Genomic DNA, 24,084 nt, shown 5'->3' with positions numbered 1-24,084 from the left:
GAGTTGGATGTCGCAGACTCAACGGCTTCGTACTTGCATCGCTACGCGTCGCCGCATGCCCGATACGGAGCTGCTGCGGGTGGTCATTGATGCCAATGATCCTCACGGCAGCCGCGCGGTGGCGGATCCATTCCGGCGGCTTCCTGGCCGTGGCGCATGGATTAGCCCCACGCTTTCTGCACTCGAGCTAGCTGAGCGCAAACATGCTTTCAAGCGCGCGCTCCGCACGTCCGCATCCGTGGACACAGGTCAGGTACGTAGGTACTTGGAAGCACAGTGCGAAAATGTACAGGGCGAAAAAGTACCGTGTGCGGAACAAGCTGCACAAGATTCGTACACACCAGAGTTAAAAAGGAAGACCGAACACTGATGAGCGCACAACGATGAAGCATCAGCGATGAAAGTCCAGAACGTTTAACTAGGAGTCAGGCCAGTTTTTCGCGGCCTTGGCTCCTAGGCGATACCAAGAGGAGACAAGTGCCCGGAAAGCTACGTGTTCACGAGTTGGCAAAACAGCTCGGAGTAACCAGCAAGGAACTGCTCGCCACCCTGAAGGAACAAGGCGAGTTCGTCAAAACCGCATCCTCGACCATCGAACCACCGGTGGTCAAGAAGATGCGTGCTCACTATGAAGCACAGTCCGGTGGCGATGCCACCGAAGGCAAGGCAGACAAGACTGAGAAGGCTGCCAAGCCCGCTAAGCCCGGCCAGGGCAACGCCAAGAAGCCGGCATCGCCTGCGCCGAAGCCAGGTCAAGGTGCACAGGGCGGCGCGAAATCCGCTGCGCCAAAGCCCGGCGCCCCTAAGCCAGGTGCACAGGCACCGAAGCCATCCGACGCTGCGCCGAAGCCAGGTGCAGGGTCCGCTAAGGCTGCCCCCAAGCCAGGTCAGGCAGCACCAAAGCCAGGCGCCGCTGCTTCCAAGTCAGCACCTAAGCCCGGCCAAGGTGCACCGAAGCCAGGCCAGAACGCAGGTCAAGGCGATGCCAAGAAGTCGGGCGAGCGCCCGACCCCAGGCAACGCCATGCCGCGACCGATGCCTAAGCCCGGCGGATCCCGCCGCGTGGCCAATAACCCATTTTCCACGGGTGGGGGAGACAACCGCCCAGGCCCACGCCCCGGTGGCTCTAAGGGCCAGCGCGGCAACCGCCCCGGCGATAACCGCGGTGGAAAGCGCGGCGGCCGCAATGAAGGTGGCAATAACCGTCAGGGCCAGGATCAGAACCAAGGCCAGGGTGGCGGCGGACGTCGTCCATCGCCTGCCATGATGCCTTCGCATCCAAACCCAGCCTCGATGCCGTCCAAGGCACCGAGCGGTGGGGGACGCGGTGGCCGCGGTCGCGGTGGCCACGGTGGACCAGGAGGCCCAGGTGGCCCAGGCGGCGGTCGTCCCGGCGGCTTCCGCGGTGGACGCGGTGGACGTCGCGGCGGTACCGCTGGCGCATTCGGCCGTCCAGGTGGCGCACCACGCAAGGGCAAGAAGTCGAAGCGACAAAAGCGCCATGAGTTTGAAGAGCAGCAGAAGCACGTCGTAGGCGGCGTCCGCTTGCCAGATGGCAAGGGGCAGACCGTCCGCCTGCGCCGCGGCGCTTCGCTGTCTGACTTCGCGGAGAAGATCGGTGCCGATCCAGCAGCATTGGTGCAGGCACTGTTCAACCTTGGTGAAATGGTCACCGCAACCGCATCCGTATCGGAAGATACGCTGCAGCTGCTCGGTGACGAGATCAACTACAAGGTAGAAGTCGTCTCCCCAGAAGACGAGGACCGCGAGCTGCTCGAGTCCTTCGACCTGCAATTCGGCGAGGACGAAGGCGGCGAAGAAGCCCTCGAACACCGCCCTCCAGTCGTCTCCGTCATGGGTCACGTTGACCACGGTAAGACCCGCCTGTTGGATACCATCCGTAAGACCAATGAGGCAGCCGGCGAGGCCGGCGGTATTACCCAGGGAATCGGCGCTTACCAGACCACGGTTGACGTGGATGGCGAACGCACCATTACCTTCCTGGATACCCCTGGCCACGAGGCGTTTACCGCCATGCGTGCCCGTGGTGCGAAGTCCACCGACCTGGCCATCTTGGTTGTCGCCGCCGATGACGGCGTCATGCCACAGACGGTTGAGGCCATCAACCACGCCAAGGCTGCCGATATCCCGGTTGTCGTGGCTGTGAACAAGGTGGATAAGCCGGAGGCCCAGCCGGAGAAGATCCGTGGCCAGCTCACGGAGTACGGCCTGGTGCCTGAAGAGTACGGCGGCGACACGATGTTCGTTGATATCTCTGCTAAGCAGGGCCAGAACATCGACCAGTTGCTGGAGTCTGTCATCCTGACTGCCGATGCCGCCCTTGAGCTCACGGCTAACCCAGAGATGGATGCCCAGGGTGTGGCCATCGAAGCCCACCTGGACCGCGGTCGCGGCCCTGTGGCTACGGTCATCGTCCAGCGCGGTACGCTGCACGTCGGCGATTCCATCGTGGTAGGCGATGCGCACGGTCGCGTGCGCCGCATGCTCGATGAATTTGGCGAGGACGTTAAGGAAGCCGGTCCTTCCCGCCCGGTACAGGTACAAGGCCTGTCCGGCGTGCCGGGTGCTGGCGATAACCTGCTCGTGGTCGATGATGACCGCGTGGCCCGCCAGATTGCCAACCAGCGCGATGCTCGTAAGCGTTCTGCCTTGCAGGCAAAGCAGCGCAAGCGCGTGTCCTTGGAGGATCTGGACAAGGTATTGCAGGAGACTTCGACTCTCAACCTCATCCTCAAGGGCGACAACGCCGGCTCCGTCGAGGCGCTGGAAGATGCCCTGCTGGATATCAAGACCGAGGACGAAGTCGAGCTCAACATCATCGACCGCGGTGTTGGTGCCGTAACGGAGACCAATATTTCCTTGGCCGCCGCTTCCGATGCCGTCATCATTGCGTTCAATGTGCGCTCGGAAGGCAAGGCCACGGAGATTGCTACCCAAGAGGGCGTGGATATCCGCTACTACACGGTTATCTACAAGGCCATCGAGGAAGTCGAGGCCGCTCTCAAGGGCATGCTCAAGCCGATCTACGAGGAACGCGACACCGGTGCGGCCGAAATCCGCGCCCTGTTCAAGTCCTCCTCGGTGGGTACTATCGCAGGCTGTATGGTCACCGATGGCAAGGTTGTCCGCAACGGCAAGGTTCGCTTGCTCCGCGATAACAACGTCATTACTACCGATGCCAAGATCGAGTCCCTGCGTCACGAGAAGGACGACGCGACCGAGATCAAGGCCGGCTATGAGTGCGGTATGGTGCTGTCCTACCCGGATATCCAGGTAGGCGATATCATCCAGGCTTATGAAGAAGTCGAGGTACCGCGCGACTAGTCGCTGCTAGTGTCGGCCCGCTGTACGTGCCCACCTTGAGGGCCTTTCTCCTTGGAGTTAGGCCACGAGGTGCGGCAGGTAGAGCGGGCCGTTTAGCGTTTTCGCGGTGAGGTTTTCAAGCGGTTTCCATTGGGTGCGGTGAGTAACTAAACTGGTAGTTTCTGATACCGCGACACGGTAATTTAGGAATAAATTTTCCCCTTTAGCTTGGAGGTTCTCATGGTCGATCACGCACGCGCGGCGCGGCTAGCAAAACGAATTCAGGAAATCGTGGCTAGTGCCATTGAGCTGCAGATTAAGGATCGCCGCCTGGAGATGGTCACCGTGACCGATGCTCGCGTCACCGGTGATTTGCATGACGCTACCGTCTTTTACACGGTGCGTGGCCACGATATCGAGGCAGAACCCGATTATGACCAGGCTGAGGAAGCACTCAAGCGCGCGAAGGGGCAGTTGCGCAAGATCGTTGGCGATCAGCTCTCCGTCCGCTTTACCCCAACCCTGACGTTTGAGCTCGATACTGTCCCAGAGGCCTCCGCGCACATGGAAGAACTCTTGGCGCGCGCTCGTGCTCGCGATGAAGAGCTAGCAAAGTTGAAGGAAAACGCTCAGCCCGCGGGCGAGGCGAATCCGTATAAGACCTCCGATGAAGACGAGGCTTAAGTGACCCGCAAGGAATATCAGGGCGCCGTCGACGCCATTTCTGGCGCGCAGAGCATCTGTATTATTACCCACTTGCGCCCGGATGCCGATGCCATTGGGTCGGCCACGGCTTTGCTCTTAGCCGTACAACAAAGTGGGAAAGAAGCCTGCGCGGTCATCGGCCAGGATAGGGACTTTGCGCCTAATCTTTACTCCATTCCCGGCGCAGACCAGGTTAAGGTCATGCGGGAGTTACCGCAGGGCTATGACCTTTATGTCACCGTGGATTGCGGGTCGATCGATCGCACCGGTCTATTTTCCGCAGATATCGCCCAACTGGTGACGGCAGGGCGCGTGCTGTGCATCGACCACCACTCGTCCAATCTCGGATTTGGCTCAGTAAACTTGGTTGACTCAGAGTGCGAGTCCACCACGGTGGCCATATTGACCATCCTGGATATGCTGTCGGTGCAAATCGAAAGCAGCATCGCACACTGCCTGTACGCTGGGCTTTTGACCGATACGGGTAGCTTTCGTTGGGGCAGGCCCGCCATGCACGATGTGGCTACGCGCTTGATGCGCTATGGCCTGGATACCAAGCAGATTGCCACGGACTTACTCGATGCCACGACTCCCGATGATCTACAGATGGTTGGCCGCGTGCTCGCAGGGCTGCGCATTGAACATGCTGGTGAAATGGGCGTGGGCATCCTCGTCGCGGGCTTGGCCGATATCGAAGGTCATTCGGACTCTGCAGTGGAATCCCTGGTGGATTTCGTGCGCGCCCTTGAGGGCACGCAGTTGGGTGTGGTCTTTAAGGAACAGTCGCCCGGGATCTGGGCGGTATCGCTGCGTTCGACCACGATCAATTGCGCGGCCCTGGCAGCCCAATTCGGCGGCGGCGGGCATATTCCCGCTGCCGGGTACATGACACAAGGAAGCGAAGAAAGCATCGTCGCGGAGCTGGTGAGTGCCATCCATGAGCACTAGGCAGTCAACCCCCACGACAGTAAGCGCACGCGAGGTCTTTGGCCTCGCGTTTCCTGCGCTTGGCGTCCTGGCCGCGATGCCGCTCTACCTCCTGCTCGATACCGCAATGGTGGGGCGCTTGGGTGCCCAGGAATTGGCTTCGCTCGCCGCGGCAACCACGATCCATACCGTGGTGACCACGCAGCTGACCTTCTTGTCCTACGGCACCACGGCCCGCTCGTCCCGCCTGTTTGGCGCTGGAAAGCGCGCCGAGGCCGTAGCAGAAGGCGTGCAAGCAACCTATGTGGCTGTAGGCGTCGGCGGGCTTTTGGCCATTATTATGTGGATCTTCGGCGGCGTATTTGCCCGGTGGCTTACCGGAGATCCCACCACGGCGGCCGGCACCGCGCTGTGGCTGCGGATCGCCGCGCTGGCCATTCCCGTAACACTCGTGGAAATGGCCGGAAATGGCTGGATGCGCGGCGTACAAAATACCAAGAAGCCGCTCTATTTCACCCTCGCCGGAATGATTCCCGGCGCCATTGCCGTGCCTGCATTCGTGTACTGGTGGGGCCTTGCCGGGTCTGCCATTGCCACCGTCTTGGGAATGAGCATTATCGCAAGTCTTTTCGTGCGCGAGCTGTATAAACAGCACGAAGGTTCGTGGAAGTTCCGGTGGGACATCGTGCGTAAACAGCTGATCTTGGGACGTGACCTTATCTTGCGCTCCGCTAGCTTTCAGGTGGCCTTTCTTACCGCAACGGCCGTGGTGTCCCGCGTGGGCACGGCCGCGTTGGGCGGCCACCAAATCATGATGCAGCTGTGGAACTTCATGTCGCTGATTTTGGATTCCTTGGCCATTGCTGCTCAGGCCTTGACCGGAGCGGCCTTGGGCGCCGGCTCGGCCCGCCACGCGCGCAGCGTGGGAAGCAAGGTAGTGATGTATTCCACCATCTTCTCAGCCTTCCTCGCCTTGGTTTTCGCCGCCGGGGTCGGGGTTATCCCGCGCGTCTTTACATCCTCGCAGGAGGTCATCGATGCCATGAGCCAACCGTGGTGGATCCTGGTCGGCATGGTCATCGCCGGCGGCGTGGTCTTTGCCCTTGACGGCGTCCTATTGGGGGCAGGGGATGCGGCATTCTTGCGCAGCCTGACCATTGCCTCTGTGCTTTTGGGATTTTTGCCCGGCGTGCTCCTCGCACATGCCATGGGCACGGGCCTTACCGGTGTGTGGTGCGGCTTGGCCGCATTCATTACTTTCCGCCTCATCGGCGTGGTCTACCGCTTCTATTCCATGAAATGGGCCGTAGTAGCAGAGTAATAGCTGCGCTACAGTGACTATGACGAGTAGCAACAGCACTACAGATTTAACTACAGCGGAAACTCCGTAACGATGATGAGCAAGGCGGGTGGGAGCGGTAATGCCAACGTTATGGGCAGTTGCAGACTTGCACGGCGCGATCCGTGAAAATTTTGCGCGCATTGCAGAGCTAGCCCCACCAGATCCCGCCGATTGGCTCATTGTGGCAGGCGATGTCGCAGAGCGCAGCGAGCTCATCGTGCGCATCTTGCGCGATTTGGCCGCGCGCTATGACACCGTTATTTGGGCGCCGGGCAATCACGAGTTATTTTCCCGTTCCCAAGACCAGTACAAGGGGCGCGAAAAATACGACCACCTGGTTGCCGCCTGCCGGGAAATCGGCGTTATCACCCCGGAGGACCCTTACCCGGTCTTTAACGGGATAACGATCGTGCCGCTTTTTACCCTGTATGACTACAGCTTCCGCCCACCGGGGACCTCGGTGGAAGAAGCGGTGCAACAGGCGCGCGCCAAAAAGCTTGTCATGACCGATGAGGTAGCTATCGCACCTTTTGTAGATGTGCGCGCCTGGTGTTGGGACCGCTTGGCGTATTCCATTAAGCGTTTATCCCGAGTGCAGGGCCCAACCATCTTGATCAACCACTGGCCGCTGGTGCAAGAGCCCACGATGGTGCTGCGCTTCCCGGAAATCGCCCTGTGGAGCGGCTCGCGGCATACGCGCTCGTGGCCGCGGCGGTACAAGGCAGAAGCGGTCATCTACGGACACCTGCACACGCCCTCCAAGATGAATGTGGATGGGGTAGACCATATCGAAGTCTCTTTGGGCTATCCGCGCGAGTGGCGTAACCAGCCCCACCGTATCCCGTGGCCATACCCAGTTACCTCGACGTTTGGTGAGGTGGACTAATGCTGTATCCCGACCTATTCCCAGAAACTACCCGGTATTGCTATGTGCGCACGGATGCTCGCGAGTCCGACCTGCTCAATTATGAGCAGCTCGACCCAAAAGAACAGTCCATAGTCTCGCAGGCGGTCGATATCCGGAAGTCCGAATTTGGCGATGCCCGCTGGTGTGCGCACCAGGCCCTGCGCGAGCTGGGCTTTACAGGTACTAACCCGATTATGCGCGGCGAGCGGGGCATGCCGCTGTGGCCCGAAGGATTTATTGGATCCATGACCCATACGGAGGGCATGCGCGCAGCAGTGGTAGCCTCCACTACGGATTTTCGCTCCATTGGCCTTGATGCGGAGCCGGCGCAGCGCCTGCCCGAACACGTGTTGACCATGATCGCCCGAGCCGGGGAAATGCAGCAGCTGCCCCGCCTAGAAAAGGCGGGGGTGCACTGCCCAGACCGCCTGCTATTTTGCGCCAAGGAGGCTACCTATAAGGCGTGGTTTCCCATGACGCATCGGTGGCTGGATTTCGATCAAGCGGAGATCGATATCCGCGAGGATGGCACCTTCATTTCCTATATCCTGGCCCGCCCCACGCCAGTGCCGTTTATCACCGGCAAGTGGATCCTAGAAGGCGGTTATGTCGTGGTTTCCACGCTGGTTCCGGCCCTTGATTTTTCAGCCTGACCGGAAACCCGCTCAGATCGCCTCGATCAATGCCCTCAGCCACTGACTTAGAGGGTGGACGGCCGTGCCACAAAGACCGTAGCCAACCTTTTTCCCTTCTCCTTAATGAGCGCGATGGCCTGGCCATTGGGGGCTACCGCCGCATGAACCCCGGACAGCCCGCGCGGCTCTAACCATTTGCCCATCGCTAAGGCGGCGGCCTCGTCCTCGGTGACGGGCAGGACGGGGAAACTGCGCTTGAGCGCCTCATCGAGGCTTAAGGAGAGGCGGGGGTTTTCGGCAAGATCGGCGAGCAGGTGGGCATCGGCAAGCGCGAAGGGCCCCACCGTTGTGCGGCGCAGGGCGGTTAAATGCCCGCCGACGCCCAAGGCTTCGCCCATATCGCGCGCCAAGGAGCGGATATAGGTGCCGGAGGAACACTCCACGGATACATCGAGGTCAACAAAATCGCCCTCGGTGCGCAGGTCATGAATGTCAAAGCTGTGGATGGTGACCGGGCGGGCGGGAATATCTACCTCTTTGCCCTCGCGCACCAATTCATGCGCCCTTTTGCCCTTGATCTTGATGGCGGAAACCGCGGCGGGCTTTTGCATAATATCGCCGGTTAACGCGGCAACTTCGGCCTCGATGGCGGAACGGTGCAGCGCGGCCGCAGGCTTGCCCCAGCGAAATTCGCCCTCAGCATCATCGGTGGTGGTAGAAGCGCCGAGGCGGATGGTGGCTGAATAGGACTTGGTGGAGGCGACCATGTGCGCGAGGAATTTGGTGCCGCGTTCGATGCCGAGGACTAGCACCCCTGTCGCCATGGGATCCAGGGTGCCGGCATGGCCGACCTTTTTGGTGTGGAAATACCTGCGTAGGCGGCTAACAACATCGTGGGAGGTCATGCCGGCAGGCTTATCAACGATGACAAGTCCGGAATGTGCGAGCGCATCAGTCATAGGGTACAAGTCTATGCTCTACGATGGATTCCGTGGATATTTGTTACGGAATCGATGACATCCCCGCGGATGTGGGGCCGACCTCGGTAACCATTGGCGTCTTCGATGGCTTGCACCGCGGCCATCAGCAGCTCGTTTCTGCCTGCGTGGAGCATGCGCGGGCGAATAATCAGGTCCCCGTCATGGTGACTTTTGACCCGCACCCGGTCTCCGTTTTCTTGCCGGAGCGCGCCCCGCTATCCGTGGTGAGCTTCGAGCGCAGGCTAGAGCTCGCGGAAGAAATGGGCATTGAGATGGTACTTGTCATTGACTTCACCAAGGAACTCGATGGCGTGGAGCCACGGCCTTATGTGCGCGACCTCTTGGTGGGAAAACTCCATGCACAGCACGTGGTGGTGGGGGAGAACTTCACCTTCGGCGCAGGGGCCAGCGGCACCGCGGAAGCCATGCGGCAGCTGGGCGAGGAGTTTGGGTTTAGCGTCGATATCATCCCGCTGCTGGATGAAGACGGCGTGCAGATTTGTTCCACCTACATTCGCCAGAGCCTGTCCCGGGGCAATATAGAATCGGCGAATTGGGCGCTTGGCCGGCACTTTACCGTGACCGGACCCGTGGTGCGCGGCGCGGGGCGCGGCGGCAAGGAGCTGGGTTTTCCCACGGCCAACCAGTACTTTCCAGATACCGTAGCCATTCCCGCGGATGGGGTGTATGCGGGGTGGTTCATTGTGCATTCCGAATCGCCCCTCGACGGGGACATGCAACCTGAAGTGGCCTACGCCGCGGCGATTTCCGTGGGCACGAATCCCACCTTTGGTGATGAAGAGCGCTCCGTGGAGTCCTTTGTCTTGGATCGCGATGCCGATCTTTATGGCTATGAGGCAACCGTGAAATTCGTGGGCCACCTGCGGGATATGGTGAAGTTTCACTCCGTCGATGAGCTTTTGGAGGCCATGGCCCAGGACGTCGCTGCCGCCCGCACGGTGCTGGCTGCCGATGCCCGCGCGCAGGGCTGCAATAGCGAAGACTATTTCTTAAAGGAGAAGTAAATGAAGGCGATCCTCGATCTTGATACCGGTATTGATGATGCCCTGGCCTTGGCGTATGCCCTAGCCCACCCAGAGCTTGAGCTCATTGGGGTGACCTGCACGTATGGCAATGTCACCGTCCCACTGGCGGTGCGCAATACCCTGGCGCTGCTGGAGCTGCTGGATAGGCCCGATATCCCGGTCTTTGCTGGCCCCAGCCCGGACGGTTTCCAGCCCAGTGAGATTTCGGCCTTCATCCACGGCCAGAATGGCGTGGGTGAGGTCGCGCTTAGCCCGTCCGATAAGACCGAGGACACGCAGCCGGCCGCGGATTTCCTCGTGCAGGCCGTGCGCGATTACGGCGATGAACTCGTCATTATCCCCACCGGCCCGTCCACGACCATCGCCCAGGCCATGCTTGCCGATGCCTCCTTTGCCACCAACGCCCACATTGTCATGATGGGCGGGGCGCTGACCGCTCCCGGCAATGTTTCCGCGTGGGCAGAGGCCAATATTTCCCAGGACCCGGATGCCACCGATTACCTCTTCCGCCACAGCCAAGATGTCACCATGGTGGGCCTTGATGTCACCCTGCGCACCCTCTTGACGGAAAAGGAAACCGCGCGCTGGCGGGCAACCGGAACGGCCGCGGGCGAGATTTTCGCCGATATGGTGGATTACTATATCCGCGCTTATGCCACCACGGCTCCTCACCTGGCCGGCTGCGGTCTGCACGATCCGCTGGCCGTGGCGGTAGCCGCAGATCCTTCCTTGGTGGAAGTCATCGAGACCAATATGAAAACCGATACCGAAGGCCCCACCCGCGGGCGCACCATCGCGGATGAAACTAGGCTGAGCCAGGAACCGACCGCGAAGGTCGCCGTGGGCGTGGATAACGAGCGGTTTGTCAGTGAATTTGTAGACCGCCTCGAAGAACTTTTCCGCACGGTGGGCGCCAAGTAGCGCAGCGTTTTGATTTGCCGTGCTAATTGGCTGTAAGATGACCAGTTGGCTTAGCGACTGTGGTTCACGACAGTTGCGGCACGCGGAGCTCGCAACGGCGGCGCTGCGCGTTGAAGAATAGTGTGGACTGAAATAAAGGAGAAATACTCATGGCATTGACCACTGAGAAGAAGGCCGAAATCCTCAAGGAGTACGGCCTGCACGAGACCGACACCGGTTCCCCCGAGGCACAGGTTGCCCTGCTGACCTCCCGCATCAACACTTTGACGGAGCACCTGAAGTTCCACAAGCACGATCACCACTCCCGTCGTGGTCTGCTGCTGATGGTTGGTCGTCGTCGTGGCCTGCTGAAGTACTTGGCAGAAAACAACGTGGATCGTTACCGTGACCTGATTTCCCGCCTGGGCCTGCGCCGCTAATTGCGACGCGGCTGCGGCCGAATTTTTCCCCTTGCCCTGTGGCAAGGGGAATTAGTGGTTTTATACCCTCTTAAACCTTGTAGGGAGCAGGGGCGATTGCGGTCGCCGTAGCTCAAAAGTGCGGAATCTCTGTTAGAATTTTCACCGTTGTCAAAACAATGTGGAAAAGGCGGCACCGACGATCGCCTAAAGCACTCAAGGAGAATTACTAGATGAGCGTTCAGAACTCCGTAGAGTTCAATATCGATGAAGAATTCGGTATTACCGAAGCTATCGCTGTCCTCGACAACGGGGACTTTGGCACCCGCACGGTACGTTTCGAAACCGGCCAGTTGGCCCGCCAGGCAGATGGTTCCGTAACCACGTACCTCGACGATGACACGATGCTGCTGGCCACCACGACCGCCTCGAACCAGCCGCGCGAGAACTTTGACTTCTTCCCGCTCACTGTGGACGTGGAAGAGCGCATGTACGCAGCCGGCAAGATCCCCGGCTCCTTCTTCCGCCGCGAGGGGCGTCCCTCCACCGAGGCCATCTTGGCCTGCCGCCTCATCGACCGCCCGCTGCGCCCCACCTTTGTCAAGGGCCTGCGCAATGAAGTGCAGGTGGTCATCACCGTCCTGTCGCAGGACCCGGAAGAGTACTACGACGTCGTAGCCATCAACGGCGCGTCTGCGGCAACCCAGCTTTCCGGTCTGCCGGTCTCCGGCGCCGTCGGCGGCGTGCGCATGGCGCTCATCGCCGATGACAAGCACCCTGGTGGCCAGTGGGTGGCGTTCCCGAACCACGAGCAGCACGAGCGCGCGCTCTTTGAGATGGTCGTGGCCGGCCGCATCGTTTCCAAGGGGCGTAAAGAAGACGTCGCCATCATGATGGTGGAAGCTGGCGCCGGCACCAACGTTGCAGAGCGCATTGCCGATGGCGCCCCGGCACCGCAAGAAGCCGCCGTCGCCGAAGGACTTGAGGCAGCCAAGCCGTTCATTAAGACCCTGTGTGAAGCCCAGAACGGCCTGGCAGAGCGCACCGCCAAGGAGACCCAGGAGTTCCCGCTCTTCCCGGCGTATGAAGACGATGTCTTCGCCGCCGTGGAAAAGGCCGCTTCCAAGAAGCTGGAGAGCTTGCTGACCATTCCGGGCAAGCAGGAGCGCGACGAGGCCACGAACGAACACATGGAGCAGGTCGAACAAGATCTGCTGCCGCAATTTGCTGACCTGGAAGAGGCAGTGGCTTCCAAGCAGATTCGCGCTGCGTATAACGAGGTCATGAAGAAGATCGTGCGCCGCAAGATCTTGACCGATGGTTTCCGCATCGATGGCCGCGGCCTGACCGATATCCGCGATCTGTCCGTCGAAGTTGACTTGGTTCCACGCGCACATGGTTCTTCCTTGTTCGAGCGCGGCGAGACGCAGATCCTCGGTGTCACCACCCTGGATATGTTGAAGATGGAGCAGCAGATCGACTCGCTTACTCCGATTGAGTCCAAGCGCTATATGCACCACTACAACTTCCCGCCATTTTCTACCGGTGAGACCGGCCGCGTCGGCTCGCCCAAGCGCCGCGAAATCGGCCACGGTGCGCTCGCCGAGCGCGCCCTGCTTCCGGTCATCCCGTCGCGCGAGGATTTCCCGTATGCCATCCGTCAGGTCTCTGAGGCGCTCGGTTCCAATGGTTCTACCTCCATGGGCTCTGTCTGTGCGTCCACCCTGTCCCTCTACAACGCGGGCGTTCCGCTCAAGGCGCCGGTAGCCGGCATCGCCATGGGCTTGGTCTCCGGTGAGGTCAAGGGCAAGGAAAAGTTCGTCGCACTGACCGATATCCTCGGTGCCGAGGACGCCTTCGGCGACATGGACTTCAAGGTTGCGGGCACCTCCGAATTCATCACCGCGCTGCAGCTGGACACGAAGCTCGATGGCATTCCGTCTAAGGTCTTGGCCCAGGCACTCGAGCAGGCCCGCGATGCCCGCGCCACCATTCTGGAAACCATGGCAGAGGTCATCGATTCCCCAGATGAGATGTCTGGCCTGGCCCCGAAGATCACCTCGGTGAAGATTCCGGTCAACAAGATCGGTGAGCTCATCGGCCCTAAGGGCAAGACCATCAACCAGATCACCGAAGATACCGGTGCTGATGTCTCGATCGAAGACGATGGCACGGTCTACATCTCTGCGGTCACCGGCGAAGCCGCAGACGCTGCGATTGAAAAGGTTAACTCCATTGCCAACCCACAGTTGCCCAAGGTGGGCGAGCGCTTCCTCGGCACGGTAGTCAAGACCGTTCCATTCGGCGCCTTCGTTTCCTTGACCCCTGGCCGCGATGGATTGATCCACATCTCCAACCTGGGTGGGGACGAACGCATTGAGAAGGTCGAAGATGTCGTTAACGTTGGCGATAAGGTACAGGTAGAAATCGCGGATATTGATAACCGCGGCAAGATCTCCCTAGTGCCCGTTGAGGACTAATCCCTCAGGCGCCCTTTAGAGCAGTGGCCCTGTTTCCCGAATATGGTGGGAAACAGGGCCATTTTCTATGCCTGCGCCGTGATCACTCAGTTCTGGAAATCAAGCACAAGGCGTTTGGGGTTTTGCAGGAAGGTCACGGAATAAGGCGTTTGCTTCTTTAGCCCGATGACCAACTGCGTTTGCGCCTCGAAGGTGGTGGTGTAGTTGATCTCTTGCACGACACCGGCACCTGGTGTGATGCCAGTATCCATAAACCTTTGTTCTAACTCCGGCGTCGATGGCCACGGGGTGCCCTCGATACCAAGGTTGAGGAAAGTGGCGCCTTTGACCTCGACCGGAAGCCCCGATGCTTGGTGGGCGGGCTGATCCGTATAGGTAGTAAACCACCCTGCTTCTCCGTCGCCTTCAAGATCAACCACGACGCGGGTAAAAGAGTCATGCGCGGCTACTCGGATCCCGGTGGGGACGAGGCCACCCAATCCAGGAGGTAGGTGGCGCTGATCCTCGAGGGAGGGCGTGCCCATACCGCCAAAAGCAGGTTTTGGATCATTGCCCTGCGCTTGTTGCTGATGATGGCTTAACGGGGCGGTGTCTTCTACCGTCTTGGTTGGGTCATCGGCAGTGGTCGTGGTGGTAGGCTCTGATTTCTTTGCCGCAGACGTGGTCGACTCAGCGGTGGAACTGGTTGATTCCTCCTGCGTGGCAAATGAGGCATCGGCGGCCTCGTCATCGCTGGGGCTAGCGCAAGCAGCCAGCGAGAGCATGCAGCTTATACCGGCGCCAGCAGCGATAGCGCGGGTGAGAGTAGATCGAGACATTCTGACCACTTCCTAGGTTGTCTACCTTGTTGTCTCTTCCAATTCTACCGGTACACAAGTGGCCTAACTGGGGAAGTGATGCAATTGTTGTATAAGGGAAAGTAGCGAAGGCGTGGGCCTAGCGCTTCAACTGGACGAGCTGGATGAGGTTACCCACGGTATCGTCAAAGACTGCGGTAATGGAGGGGCCAACGTCGGTGGGCTCCATGGTAAAGTCCACGCCCTTGTCCTTGAGTTCGGCGTATTCTTTCTCCACATCCTGCGACAAGAATTGGGTGACCGGGATATTATCCGCCTTCAGCGCCTCGGTGTACGTTTTGGCGGCTGGGTGACCCTTGGGTTCAAGCAGCAATTCAACGCTGCCGTCGCCGTCCGCGTTGGTGACCGTTAGCCACCGGAAATCGCCGTGCGTGACGTCATCTTTTACCCGGAAACCTAGGACATCGACATAAAAATCGTGGGCGCGAGCAACGTCATCTACTGGAACGGACGCAATATAAATCTGCATGACGCCCAGTCTAGCAGTGGTATTTTTGCCGTTCGGAGGCCCGCCCGCCGCGGATGGGCGAGCGCGATAGGATGGGAAAGAAACAAAGGTTTAACTCAAAGTTGTTAAGAAAGTGAGGCCCGCAATGGCGATCAAAGTAGGAGTCTTGGGAGCGCAGGGGCGCGTCGGCAAAGCGATTGTTGAAGGCGTTCATGCCGAAGATGATCTAGAGCTCGTAGCGGAAATTAGCCGCGGGGATGACCTGCAGCACTTGGTTGATAATCACGCAGAGGTCATCGTGGACTTCACCCAGCCTGATTCGGTGATGGGAAACCTGGAGTTTTGCATCGCGAACGGCATTCACTGCGTGGTGGGCACCACTGGCTTTGATAAAGAGCGCCTGGACCAGGTGGAGCAGTGGACCCGCCAAGAAGGTGCTGGCAACGTGCTGATCGCACCGAATTTCGCCATCTCTGCCGTGATGACCATGGTGCTTGCCAAGCAGGCGGCGAAGTTTTTCGAGACCGCAGAGGTCGTTGAATTTCACCACCCCACCAAGCTGGATGCGCCTTCCGGCACCGCCATCCACACCGCAGAGGCCATTGCCCAGGCGCGCCGCGATGCCGAATTGGGCGAGATGCCGGATGCGACGGAAAAGTCCCTCGAGGGCGCGCGCGGTGCGAATGTAGACGGAATCCCGGTGCATGCCGTGCGTACCCGCGGCATGGTGGCCCACGAAGAGGTCATTTTCGGTGCGCAGGGGCAATCCCTGACCATCCGCCAGGATTCCTACGATCGTTCCTCCTTTACCCCTGGCGTTTTGGTCGGCGTGCGCGAGATTGCGCAGCACCCGGGATTGGTTGTCGGGCTAGACAAGTACCTGGGGCTGTAGCGGTATGGCCACTGCGAGTGAGCTAAATATCCAGCTCATTGCCGCCACCGAGTTTCACCCGCCACAGGGAACGCAGTGGCGTGCCGATGAGACGGCGACCGATGGCGAGGCCCTCGTCGAATTCGCAGGACGGGCGTGTTATGAGTCTTTTGACAAACCCAACCCGCGCACCGCGACGAACTCCGCCTACCTGCACCACATCATGGAGGTAGGCCATACGGCGCTATTGGAACACGCCACGGCCACGATGTACATCACGGGGCTCTCGCGCTCAGCCAGCCATGAATTGGTTCGCCACCGGCATTTTTCCTTTTCGCAGCTATCCCAGCGCTTTGTGCACCCTAATGAGATGCACGTAGCGCTGCCCAAGCTGGTGGAAGAAGATGAGCAATTACGCCGATTGGTCATGCAAGCCGTGGATGAAACCCGTTTTGTCTACGATGAGCTGCTAGAGGCCTTGGAAGAAAAGCTGGATGAGCCGAATGCGCTGCTGCGAAAGAAGCAGGCGCGGCAGGCGGCGCGCGCAGTATTGCCCAATGCGACGGAAACCAGGCTCGTCGTTACCGGCAATTACCGCGCGTGGCGCCACTTCATTGGGGCGCGGGCGGCTGAGCATGCTGATACGGAATTGCGCGAAGTGGCGGTGGAGTGCTTGAAGCATTTGCAGGAGCAAGCACCAGCGCTTTTCGATGACTTCCATATCACCACGTTGGCCGATGGAACGCAGATGGCCGCAAGCCCTTACGCTTAACACGCGCCACCCCGATGCGGCCAAAAGGTGCACTAGCGGGTAACCTTGACGGCTATGAGCACAGGTATGACAGCAAAGACTGGCGTTGACACCTTCGGTCGCATTGGCGTCGCCATGGTCACTCCGTTTGATCGTGACGGTGCGCTGGATGTAGAAGCGGGTCGCCGCCTGGCAGCTCATCTCGTAGACAACGGCGTGGATTCACTCATCTTGGGTGGAACGACGGGCGAGTCTCCTACCACGTCCTTGGACGAAAAGTTGGAGCTGCTCAAGGCCGTAAAAGAGGAAGTGGGAGACCGCGTCCGGATCTGTGCGGGCGCCGGAACGAATAACACCGCAACCTCGATTGAGGTTGCCCAAGCTTCCGCCGCCGCAGGAGCCGATAGCTTGCTCGTTGTGACTCCGTATTACTCCAAGCCCTCCCAAAAGGGCGTCTACGAGCATTTTGCCGCAGTTGCTGATTCTACGGATCTGCCGATTTGCGTCTATGACATCCCTGGCCGCTCGGGCATCCCAGTGGCGTCGGATACGCTCCGCCGCCTTACGGAATTGCCGACTATCCAAGCCGTGAAGGACGCTAAGGGCGATCTTTCCGCGGCCGCAGAACTCATCCAAGAAACCGACTTGGCGTGGTACTCCGGTGACGATCCGATTAACCTGCCGTGGCTATCCCTCGGTGCTTCGGGTTTCATCTCCGTCATCGGGCACGCTGCGCCGCGTGCCTTGGTAGAACTCTATGAAGCTTTCGATGCGGGCGATTTGGCCCGCGCGCAAGAAATAAATTACTCAACGCTTCTTCCACTGACCCGCGCTCAGGCGCGGTTGGGCGGAGCGACATTTGCAAAGGAAGCTCTGCGCCTGCAGGGCTTTGAAGTTGGCGATCCCCGCCTTCCTGTTACCGCCGCGAGCGAGGAGGAACGCGAGGTACTTCGCCGTGATTTGGAACAATCTGGAGTCCTTTAAGAATGACTGAACCCCGTAACCGTTCCCGCAAGGTCACCCGCAAGGCGGGTCCACCTTCGGAAACTGAGACCGCCTCCAATGAGGCGGCTTCGCCCGTATTTCAGGCCCCTGCAAATAACGCCGGCACTGCCGGAAATGAAGACCAGGGCAACTCTGGCAAGAATAACTCTGCCGATAACAAGAACGACGGCGATAACAACGGCCGCCGCTCGCGTTCCCGTGGCGGCCGCGGCCGTGGCCGTGGTGGAAACGGCAATAATGGCAATGGCCAGGGAAATAACCACGGCGGCAATGGCCACGGTGGCAATAATAATAACAACAACGGTGGCAACGGAAAGAACGGCAACGGCAAGGGCCGTGGCCGCAATAACAATAACCGCGGCCGCCGCAACGTGCCGAAGTCCATGCAGGGTGCTGATTTGACCAAGCGCCTGCCGGAACCGCCAAAGCAGGCGAAGGATACGCTGCGCATCTACGCCTTGGGCGGTATCTCCGAAATCGGCCGCAACATGACCGTCTTTGAGTACGGCGATGAGCTGCTCATCATTGACTGCGGCGTGCTCTTCCCATCGTCTGGCGAGCCTGGCGTGGACCTCATCCTGCCGGACTTCGGGCCGATTGAGAAGAAGATCGACAAGGTCAAGGCCCTCGTGGTCACCCACGCCCACGAAGACCACATCGGTGCCATCCCGTGGCTGCTGAAGCTGCGCCCGGATATCCCCATCGTGGCTTCCCGTTTCACCATCGCGCTTATTGCGGCCAAGTGTAAGGAACACCGCCAGAAGCCGAAGTTCGTCGAGGTCAACGAGAAGTCTGACGTGACCTACGGTTGCTTCCGCGTTCGCTTCTGGGCGGTCAACCACTCCGTGCCGGATGCGCTCGGCATCATGCTGGGCACCCCGGCAGGCAATATCATCCACACCGGTGATATCAAGCTTGACCAGACCCCGTTGGATAATCGCCCGACCGACCTTCCGGCGCTGTCTCGTTACGGCGACGAGGGCGTCGACCTCATGCTGTGCGATTCCACCAACGCCACCGTGCCGGGTGTATCCGCCTCCGAGGGCGATATCCCGGCCAACTTCAAGCGCTTGGTGGCTAATGCGAAGCAGCGCGTCATCTTGGCTTCCTTCGCCTCGAACGTCTACCGCGTGCAGGCCGCCATCGACGCTGCCGTGGCCAATGGCCGCAAGGTGGCCTTCAATGGCCGTTCGATGATGCGCAATATGGAAATCGCGGAAAAGATGGGCTTTTTGAAGGTCCCGCGCGGTACCATCATCCCCATCGACGAGGCCGCGAAGATGGCTCTGCACAAGACCATGCTCATTACCACTGGTACGCAGGGTGAGCCGATGGCCGCGCTGTCCCGCATGGCCCGCCGCGAGCACCGCCAGATCACGGTGCGCGATGGCGATACCATCATCTTCTCCTCCTCGCTCATCCCGGGCAACGAAGAGGCCGTATTCGGCGTTATCAATATGCTGTCCCAGATCGGTGCCAACGTCATTACCAACCAGGACGTCAAGGTCCACGCTTCCGGCCACGGCTACTCCGGCGAGCTGCTCTTCCTGTACAACGCGGCGCGCCCGCGCAATGCCATGCCGGTCCACGGCGAGTGGCGCCACCTGCGTGCCAATAAGGAATTGGCGATTTCCACCGGTGTGGCCCGCGACCGGACGGTCTTGGCGCAAAACGGTGTCGTGGTAGATCTGCGCAAGGGCCGCGCGGAGGTTGTCGGCCAGCTGCAGGTTGGCCACCTCTACGTCGATGGAGTGTCCATGGGCGATGTCGATGCCGATACCTTGGCAGACCGCACCAACCTGGGCGCCGGCGGCGTGGTATCCATTACCTGCGTGATTGATAACCGCACCTCCCGCCTGCTCGAGCACCCAACCGTGGCAACCACCGGTTTCTCCGATGATGACCGCGGCGTTGTGCCCGAGGTTGCGGAGATGGTGGAAAACACCATGAACGATCTCGCCGCAGAGGGCGAGAATGACACCTACCGGATGGTGCAAAAGCTGCGCCGCAAGGTCTCCAAGCTCATGGATTCCAAGTACAAGCGCGAGCCGGTTATTTTGCCCACCATCGTGCCGACGAATTCAGGCACGCTGCTTGCCGATGACGCCGATGTCGACGCCAGCCGCGAGTCCCTGTAGGTTCTCCTACAAAAGGATTTAATTCCGGCATAGTTTCTGTGCCCCAGCATTTCGATGACCTCGGTATGCTGGGGCACATGTCGTTTTCATCTTCCGAACGCGCCAAGATGGTCGCGCTTTTGCATCAGCTAGGTCCAGACGCCCCCACGCTGTGTGAAGGCTGGACCACGCGCGACTTAGTTGCCCACCTGTGGGTGCGCGAAAACCGTCCCGATGCCGCAGCGGGCATGTTCCTTTCGGTCCTGCAGCCCCACCTGGAAAAGGAATCCGCCAAGGTTGCCCGCCGCGATTTCGATGAGCTTGTCGATGCCTGGGGGAGGGGACCAGCAAAGTTCAACCCCGCACGTTTTCTCGATGCCCAGCAAAATTTGGGCGAACATTTTATCCACCACGAGGATATCCGTCGCGCCAATGGCCAGACCGAACCCCGCGATTTCTCTGTCGCCGTGCAGAAGAAGCTGCACCGTTTTTTGAAGATCTGGGCCAAATTGAGCCTGCGTAAATCCACCCAGCCGGTGATCCTGCAGCCGGACGGGATGCCGCGCATCGTCGTGGCAGATAAGCACGGGGTAGCCGATCGCGGCGATCGCGTGGTCCGCGTAAGCGGGGAGGTCGGCGAACTCCTGCTGTGGGCGTACGGGCGCGATGTCGTGCAGGTCACCATCAATGGCGACGAGTCAGCCATCAAGATGTCAACCCTGTAGGCTAGATAAAGTCGATTTTGTGGCCCATGCTGCGCCTTTTTGGTCCGGACGCGGGATAATTTCCGGCCAACTAGCACTGCCAAGCGTGTGGCGTATGTGATTTGTGGGGTTTTCCGGTTAAGGTAAATGACATGTCTGCCAAAAATGCCTCCTCTCGCGGATCGCGCCGGAACCAGACGCGAGCATCGAAAAGCGCGCCTGGCCGGAAAGCGAACAGGTCGCGGCCATCTGGTCGCAGCCAGTCCAGCGCCGGTGTGCCAGAGACGCTGGAGATGACCTCGTCTGGGCGCGCGGCAGGAACGACGCAAGAGCGTACGGGGAGTGCATTTAGGGCCGTCGGCAAGGGGCTTGGCTCCGCTTTTGGTGCCACCGCGCGCGGAATGGGCAATGTTGCCCGCGGCCTAGGCAATGGCCTTGCGGGCCTGAAGCCGAGCCAGGATGTAACTGCTGACGGCACGGAGGATTTCGAGAGAGCAAGGGAGCCACAGGAAATTTCTGATAGCGCCGGAAAAAAGAAGAAAAGCAAGGTAACTCGCGCGCGCGATATCGCAGCCGAAGAGGAGGCACAGGCTGCCGAGGAGGAGGCGGCTTCCCCGCAGGGCGGGTTGCGAGTCAATAATCCGGATGCGGTTGCCCTGGTGCTCATCGGCGTATCCATCGTCCTCGCCGCCACCGTGTGGTTTGGCGTTGCCGGCCAGGTGGGCGCCTGGGTAGGCAACCTGGTGCGCTACGTCATCGGCGCCGGCGCGTGGGTACTTCCCATTGCGCTCGTCGCGCTGGCCATTTCGCTCATGATGGAAATGGATGGTCCATCCGGGCGCATTAATCCGCGTATTGCGGGCGGCACGACGATTATCGTGCTGGCGATGCTGAGCCTCATCCACATCTTTGCCGGCAATCCGCCGCTTGGGTTTACCACCGATACCGCGGGCGGGGCCGGCGGTATTGTTGGCTTTGCCATCGGCGGGATTCTCGATGCCGCGTTTACCTCGTATGTTGCAGTACCCTTGCTCTTCCTCGTCATCATTTACGGCGCGCTGCTGGTCACCGGTATCACCATCCGCGAGGCCTATGAGCTCGTGGCGGATTCGCTGCGCTCGGCCTTTTCCCGCTTTGGCGGCAGCGATGCAGATTACGATGATGCGGACGAGGATGACGATCTCTACGGCCACGTGTCTGGCGATATCGACGATATTGCGCACGGCCGCGAGCGTTCCGAGCGCCCCGCCCCGAAGCGCCGCAGCACGTCCACTCCGCGCAAGACTGGCAGCCCCTATCCGGTGCAATCGCTTGCCGATGCCCCCGAGGACGACCACACCGTCGCCTTCAACACCCCGGTCCGCGCGGGCTATGAGCCGGTGGACCGCAACGACGAAGAGTTGAGCTACGGCTCGGACTCCCAAATGGGGGATACCGATGCCTTCCCGGCAGTAGACGACGCTGACTACGCAGAGGCTTCCGAATCCACCCAACAGGCCCTGCCAGAAAGCGAGCCCACCCGCGTCTTGGGTTCTGCCACCGGTGGTTCTTCCACCGGCCGCAAGTCGCGGGCTGGCCGCGGCGCTGGTGCTGGAGCCGCTGGGGCCGCTGGCGCCGGTGCTGCCGCTGCTTCTGGTGTGGCTGGTGCCGCAGGTGCAGCCGGCAAGGCCAAGGGCGCTGGTGCTGGAGCTGCCGCCGGAGCCGCTGCCGCTGGTGCCGCCAAGGCCGGTTCCGATGCTGTCTCTTCGGCGCACGAGGAGGCCCGGCGCCTATTCCGCGAGCGTTCTGGGCGCGATGCGGCCACCGGCGCACAGGTGGAATCCACCGCGGGGGCGGAACAGCCTGCCGCACAGCCCCAAGCCCCCGCGCCTGCGCAATTTGGCAACGACAACTATGCGGTGCCCTCTACCGATCTGCTGACCCCAGGCACGCCTGCGAAGGAACGCACCGAGATCAATGACCGCATCATCGAGGCCATTACCGATGTCTTCGAAGAGTTCAACGTCAATGCTCAAGTGACGGGCTTTAGCCGTGGCCCCACGGTGACACGCTATGAGATTGAGCTTGGACCAGGCGTGAAGGTTTCGAAGATTACGAACCTGCAGTCCAACCTGGCCTATGCCGTGGCTACCGATAACCTGCGTTTGCTCACGCCGATTCCGGGCAAGTCCGCGGTGGGTATTGAGGTGCCTAACCCGGACCGCGAAATGGTCCACCTGCGCGAGGTCTTGGACGCGCCCAGCATGACGTCTTCCCCGGACCCAATGTTGATTGGCCTGGGCAAGGATATCGAGGGCGAATATACGTCCTTTTCCGTGCAGAAGATGCCGCACTTGCTGGTTGCCGGCGCTACCGGTTCCGGTAAGTCCGCGTTCGTGAACTCCATGCTGGTCTCGCTGCTTACCCGCGCCACCCCGGAGCAGGTACGCCTGATCCTCGTCGACCCAAAGATGGTCGAGCTCACGCCGTATGAGGGCATCCCGCACCTGATTACGCCCATCATTACCCAGCCGAAGAAGGCCGCCGCGGCCCTCCAGTGGCTGGTAGAAGAGATGGAGCAGCGGTACATGGATATGAAGGCCGCGCGCGTGCGCAAGATCGAGGACTATAACCGCAAGGTTGTCTCCGGCGAGTACCAGGCACCGGCAGGTTCCGAGCGCGAGGTTCGTCCGTATCCTTATATCGTCTGCGTCGTCGACGAGCTGGCGGACTTGATGATGACCGCCCCGAAGGAGATCGAGGACTCCATCGTCCGCATCACCCAGAAGGCCCGCGCCGCCGGCATCCACTTGGTGCTTGCTACTCAGCGCCCGTCCGTCGATGTGGTTACCGGCCTTATCAAGACCAACGTGCCTTCCCGCTTGGCCTTTGCCACCTCGTCCTTGACCGACTCCCGCGTTATCTTGGACCAAGGCGGTGCGGAAAAGCTCATTGGCATGGGTGATGGTCTATTTATCCCGCAGGGCAAGCGCCCAGTGCGCATGCAAGGTGCCTTCGTTTCCGATGACGAGGTCATGGATGTGGTTGAGGCCGCTAAATCCCAGGCCGCCCCGAACTATACCGAGGGCGTGACCGAGGAAAAGCAGTCCGAGGCGAAGAAGGAGATCGACGATGACATTGGCAAGGACATGGATGATCTCCTCGAGGCCGTCGAGCTGGTGGTCACCGCTCAGCTGGGTTCCACCTCAATGCTGCAGCGTAAGCTGCGCATCGGTTTTGCCAAGGCGGGCCGCCTGATGGACCTGATGGAATCGCGCGGCGTCGTCGGGCCATCGGAAGGCTCCAAGGCGCGCGAGGTGCTGGTCAAGCCGGAAGAGCTCGATACCATCCTGTGGATGATTAAGGGCGCCGACCCTGCCGATGCCCCCAAGGAAATCCAGGACGAGATGAACCAGGAAGAAGACGATGATGGCGGCGATTCCGCAGATTCCGCTCTTTCCGATGCCCCCGACTCCCCCGATTCCGATACGCGGACGGTGCAAGCGACCTATAACCCATCATCCGGGGCCTTCTAAGTAGTGTAAGATGGTTACGGTCTTGGAGGGGAGTACCCCACATTCGGCATAGATCGTCAACACGGTAGCTGTGCGCTCCCGGTCGTGTCGGCCCAGCGAGGAATATCCGCTGGGCGGGGGAGACCTCCGGTCACTTTCTTAAAGTAAATTC

The 24,084-nt window shown here is 60.3% G+C and carries 20 protein-coding genes; 17 read left to right on the top strand and 3 right to left on the bottom strand.

Going from position 1 to position 24,084, the window contains the following annotated elements; all coding sequences use genetic code 11:
• The first annotated feature begins 7 nt into the window (after positions 1–7).
• The 7 genes from ACLI1Q_RS07750 (at position 8) to ACLI1Q_RS07720 (ending at position 7,858) form a co-directional block, all read left to right on the top strand.
• Entirely contained in the window at positions 8–370 is a 363-nt protein-coding gene (locus ACLI1Q_RS07750; RefSeq protein ID WP_239269502.1) for a YlxR family protein, read from the top strand.
• Positions 371–477: 107 nt separating this feature from the next.
• The gene (gene infB / locus ACLI1Q_RS07745; protein WP_411696944.1) at positions 478–3,345 is read left to right on the top strand and encodes a translation initiation factor IF-2; all 2,868 of its coding nucleotides are present in this window, start codon (positions 478–480) and stop codon (positions 3,343–3,345) included.
• 219 nt (positions 3,346–3,564) lie between these two features.
• The gene (rbfA, locus tag ACLI1Q_RS07740; protein ID WP_005278773.1) at positions 3,565–4,008 is read left to right on the top strand and encodes a 30S ribosome-binding factor RbfA; all 444 of its coding nucleotides are present in this window, start codon (positions 3,565–3,567) and stop codon (positions 4,006–4,008) included.
• Entirely contained in the window at positions 4,009–4,977 is a 969-nt protein-coding gene (locus ACLI1Q_RS07735) for a DHH family phosphoesterase (RefSeq protein WP_239269504.1), read from the top strand.
• The gene (locus tag ACLI1Q_RS07730; protein WP_239269505.1) at positions 4,967–6,277 is read left to right on the top strand and encodes an MATE family efflux transporter; all 1,311 of its coding nucleotides are present in this window, start codon (positions 4,967–4,969) and stop codon (positions 6,275–6,277) included. Before ACLI1Q_RS07735 ends, ACLI1Q_RS07730 begins: the two co-directional genes overlap by 11 nt.
• Positions 6,278–6,377: 100 nt before the next feature.
• Complete coding sequence (locus ACLI1Q_RS07725) at positions 6,378–7,184, top strand: metallophosphoesterase family protein (RefSeq protein ID WP_239269506.1); 807 nt, start codon at positions 6,378–6,380, stop codon at positions 7,182–7,184.
• Entirely contained in the window at positions 7,184–7,858 is a 675-nt protein-coding gene (locus ACLI1Q_RS07720; RefSeq protein WP_239269507.1) for a 4'-phosphopantetheinyl transferase, read from the top strand. Before ACLI1Q_RS07725 ends, ACLI1Q_RS07720 begins: the two co-directional genes overlap by 1 nt.
• Positions 7,859–7,905: 47 nt before the next feature.
• On the opposite strand, the gene truB is transcribed toward ACLI1Q_RS07720, so the two are convergent.
• The gene (gene truB, locus ACLI1Q_RS07715) at positions 7,906–8,799 is read right to left on the bottom strand and encodes a tRNA pseudouridine(55) synthase TruB (protein ID WP_239269508.1); all 894 of its coding nucleotides are present in this window, start codon (positions 8,797–8,799) and stop codon (positions 7,906–7,908) included.
• Positions 8,800–8,822: 23 nt separating this feature from the next.
• On the opposite strand from truB, the gene ACLI1Q_RS07710 reads away from it, so the two are divergent.
• The 4 genes from ACLI1Q_RS07710 to ACLI1Q_RS07695 all read left to right on the top strand — a co-directional run bounded on the left by ACLI1Q_RS07710 (position 8,823) and on the right by ACLI1Q_RS07695 (position 13,665).
• The gene (locus ACLI1Q_RS07710) at positions 8,823–9,845 is read left to right on the top strand and encodes a bifunctional riboflavin kinase/FAD synthetase (RefSeq protein WP_239269509.1); all 1,023 of its coding nucleotides are present in this window, start codon (positions 8,823–8,825) and stop codon (positions 9,843–9,845) included.
• The gene (locus tag ACLI1Q_RS07705) at positions 9,846–10,787 is read left to right on the top strand and encodes a nucleoside hydrolase (RefSeq protein WP_411696943.1); all 942 of its coding nucleotides are present in this window, start codon (positions 9,846–9,848) and stop codon (positions 10,785–10,787) included.
• A 149-nt stretch (positions 10,788–10,936) separates the two neighbouring features.
• Positions 10,937–11,206, top strand: a complete 270-nt coding sequence (gene rpsO, locus ACLI1Q_RS07700; protein WP_005278802.1) for a 30S ribosomal protein S15 — start codon at positions 10,937–10,939, stop codon at positions 11,204–11,206.
• 212 nt (positions 11,207–11,418) lie between these two features.
• Complete coding sequence (locus ACLI1Q_RS07695) at positions 11,419–13,665, top strand: polyribonucleotide nucleotidyltransferase (RefSeq protein WP_239269511.1); 2,247 nt, start codon at positions 11,419–11,421, stop codon at positions 13,663–13,665.
• A gap of 86 nt (positions 13,666–13,751) precedes the next feature.
• On the opposite strand, the gene ACLI1Q_RS07690 is transcribed toward ACLI1Q_RS07695, so the two are convergent.
• Together ACLI1Q_RS07690 and ACLI1Q_RS07685 are read right to left on the bottom strand one after the other, a co-directional pair.
• Entirely contained in the window at positions 13,752–14,483 is a 732-nt protein-coding gene (locus tag ACLI1Q_RS07690; RefSeq protein ID WP_239269512.1) for an AMIN domain-containing protein, read from the bottom strand.
• A gap of 118 nt (positions 14,484–14,601) precedes the next feature.
• Positions 14,602–14,991: a VOC family protein gene (locus ACLI1Q_RS07685; protein ID WP_239269513.1), complete on the bottom strand. Its 390-nt coding sequence runs from the start codon at positions 14,989–14,991 to the stop codon at positions 14,602–14,604.
• A gap of 124 nt (positions 14,992–15,115) precedes the next feature.
• Here ACLI1Q_RS07685 and dapB point away from each other — a divergent pair, with 124 nt between their 5' ends.
• The 6 genes from dapB (at position 15,116) to ACLI1Q_RS07655 (ending at position 23,933) form a co-directional block, all read left to right on the top strand.
• Complete coding sequence (dapB, locus tag ACLI1Q_RS07680) at positions 15,116–15,862, top strand: 4-hydroxy-tetrahydrodipicolinate reductase (RefSeq protein ID WP_239269514.1); 747 nt, start codon at positions 15,116–15,118, stop codon at positions 15,860–15,862.
• 4 nt (positions 15,863–15,866) lie between these two features.
• Complete coding sequence (gene thyX / locus ACLI1Q_RS07675) at positions 15,867–16,613, top strand: FAD-dependent thymidylate synthase (RefSeq protein WP_239269515.1); 747 nt, start codon at positions 15,867–15,869, stop codon at positions 16,611–16,613.
• Positions 16,614–16,667: 54 nt separating this feature from the next.
• Entirely contained in the window at positions 16,668–17,576 is a 909-nt protein-coding gene (dapA, locus tag ACLI1Q_RS07670; RefSeq protein WP_239269516.1) for a 4-hydroxy-tetrahydrodipicolinate synthase, read from the top strand.
• Between the two features lie 2 nt (positions 17,577–17,578).
• Positions 17,579–19,735 (top strand): ribonuclease J, encoded by a 2,157-nt coding sequence (locus tag ACLI1Q_RS07665; protein ID WP_411696942.1) that lies wholly within the window; start codon positions 17,579–17,581, stop codon positions 19,733–19,735.
• 65 nt (positions 19,736–19,800) lie between these two features.
• The gene (locus ACLI1Q_RS07660; RefSeq protein WP_239269545.1) at positions 19,801–20,439 is read left to right on the top strand and encodes a TIGR03085 family metal-binding protein; all 639 of its coding nucleotides are present in this window, start codon (positions 19,801–19,803) and stop codon (positions 20,437–20,439) included.
• Positions 20,440–20,711: 272 nt separating this feature from the next.
• On the top strand, positions 20,712–23,933 hold the full coding sequence (locus ACLI1Q_RS07655; RefSeq protein WP_239275498.1) for an FtsK/SpoIIIE family DNA translocase: 3,222 nt from the start codon (positions 20,712–20,714) through the stop codon (positions 23,931–23,933).
• The last annotated feature ends 151 nt before the right edge of the window (positions 23,934–24,084 follow it).

Origin of the sequence: Corynebacterium limaceinasi (genome assembly GCF_046717465.1) — a bacterium.
In the GTDB taxonomy this organism is placed as follows: domain Bacteria; phylum Actinomycetota; class Actinomycetes; order Mycobacteriales; family Mycobacteriaceae; genus Corynebacterium.
The sequence above is the reverse complement of the archived record's forward strand: the minus strand, read 5'-3'. Positions and strand labels throughout refer to the sequence as shown.

Excerpts from the sequence above, each read along its gene's own strand:
- ACLI1Q_RS07750 (WP_239269502.1), top strand. The coding sequence starts at position 8 with ATGTCGCAGACTCAACGGCTTCGTACTTGCATCGCTACGCGTCGCCGC.
- rbfA (WP_005278773.1), top strand. The coding sequence starts at position 3,565 with ATGGTCGATCACGCACGCGCGGCGCGGCTAGCAAAACGAATTCAGGAA.
- ACLI1Q_RS07730 (WP_239269505.1), top strand. The coding sequence starts at position 4,967 with ATGAGCACTAGGCAGTCAACCCCCACGACAGTAAGCGCACGCGAGGTC.
- ACLI1Q_RS07725 (WP_239269506.1), top strand. The coding sequence starts at position 6,378 with ATGCCAACGTTATGGGCAGTTGCAGACTTGCACGGCGCGATCCGTGAA.
- ACLI1Q_RS07720 (WP_239269507.1), top strand. The coding sequence starts at position 7,184 with ATGCTGTATCCCGACCTATTCCCAGAAACTACCCGGTATTGCTATGTG.
- truB (WP_239269508.1), bottom strand. The coding sequence starts at position 8,799 with ATGACTGATGCGCTCGCACATTCCGGACTTGTCATCGTTGATAAGCCT.
- ACLI1Q_RS07710 (WP_239269509.1), top strand. The coding sequence starts at position 8,823 with ATGGATTCCGTGGATATTTGTTACGGAATCGATGACATCCCCGCGGAT.
- ACLI1Q_RS07705 (WP_411696943.1), top strand. The coding sequence starts at position 9,846 with ATGAAGGCGATCCTCGATCTTGATACCGGTATTGATGATGCCCTGGCC.
- rpsO (WP_005278802.1), top strand. The coding sequence starts at position 10,937 with ATGGCATTGACCACTGAGAAGAAGGCCGAAATCCTCAAGGAGTACGGC.
- ACLI1Q_RS07695 (WP_239269511.1), top strand. The coding sequence starts at position 11,419 with ATGAGCGTTCAGAACTCCGTAGAGTTCAATATCGATGAAGAATTCGGT.
- ACLI1Q_RS07690 (WP_239269512.1), bottom strand. The coding sequence starts at position 14,483 with ATGTCTCGATCTACTCTCACCCGCGCTATCGCTGCTGGCGCCGGTATA.
- ACLI1Q_RS07685 (WP_239269513.1), bottom strand. The coding sequence starts at position 14,991 with ATGCAGATTTATATTGCGTCCGTTCCAGTAGATGACGTTGCTCGCGCC.
- dapB (WP_239269514.1), top strand. The coding sequence starts at position 15,116 with ATGGCGATCAAAGTAGGAGTCTTGGGAGCGCAGGGGCGCGTCGGCAAA.
- thyX (WP_239269515.1), top strand. The coding sequence starts at position 15,867 with ATGGCCACTGCGAGTGAGCTAAATATCCAGCTCATTGCCGCCACCGAG.
- dapA (WP_239269516.1), top strand. The coding sequence starts at position 16,668 with ATGAGCACAGGTATGACAGCAAAGACTGGCGTTGACACCTTCGGTCGC.
- ACLI1Q_RS07665 (WP_411696942.1), top strand. The coding sequence starts at position 17,579 with ATGACTGAACCCCGTAACCGTTCCCGCAAGGTCACCCGCAAGGCGGGT.
- ACLI1Q_RS07660 (WP_239269545.1), top strand. The coding sequence starts at position 19,801 with ATGCTGGGGCACATGTCGTTTTCATCTTCCGAACGCGCCAAGATGGTC.
- ACLI1Q_RS07655 (WP_239275498.1), top strand. The coding sequence starts at position 20,712 with ATGACCTCGTCTGGGCGCGCGGCAGGAACGACGCAAGAGCGTACGGGG.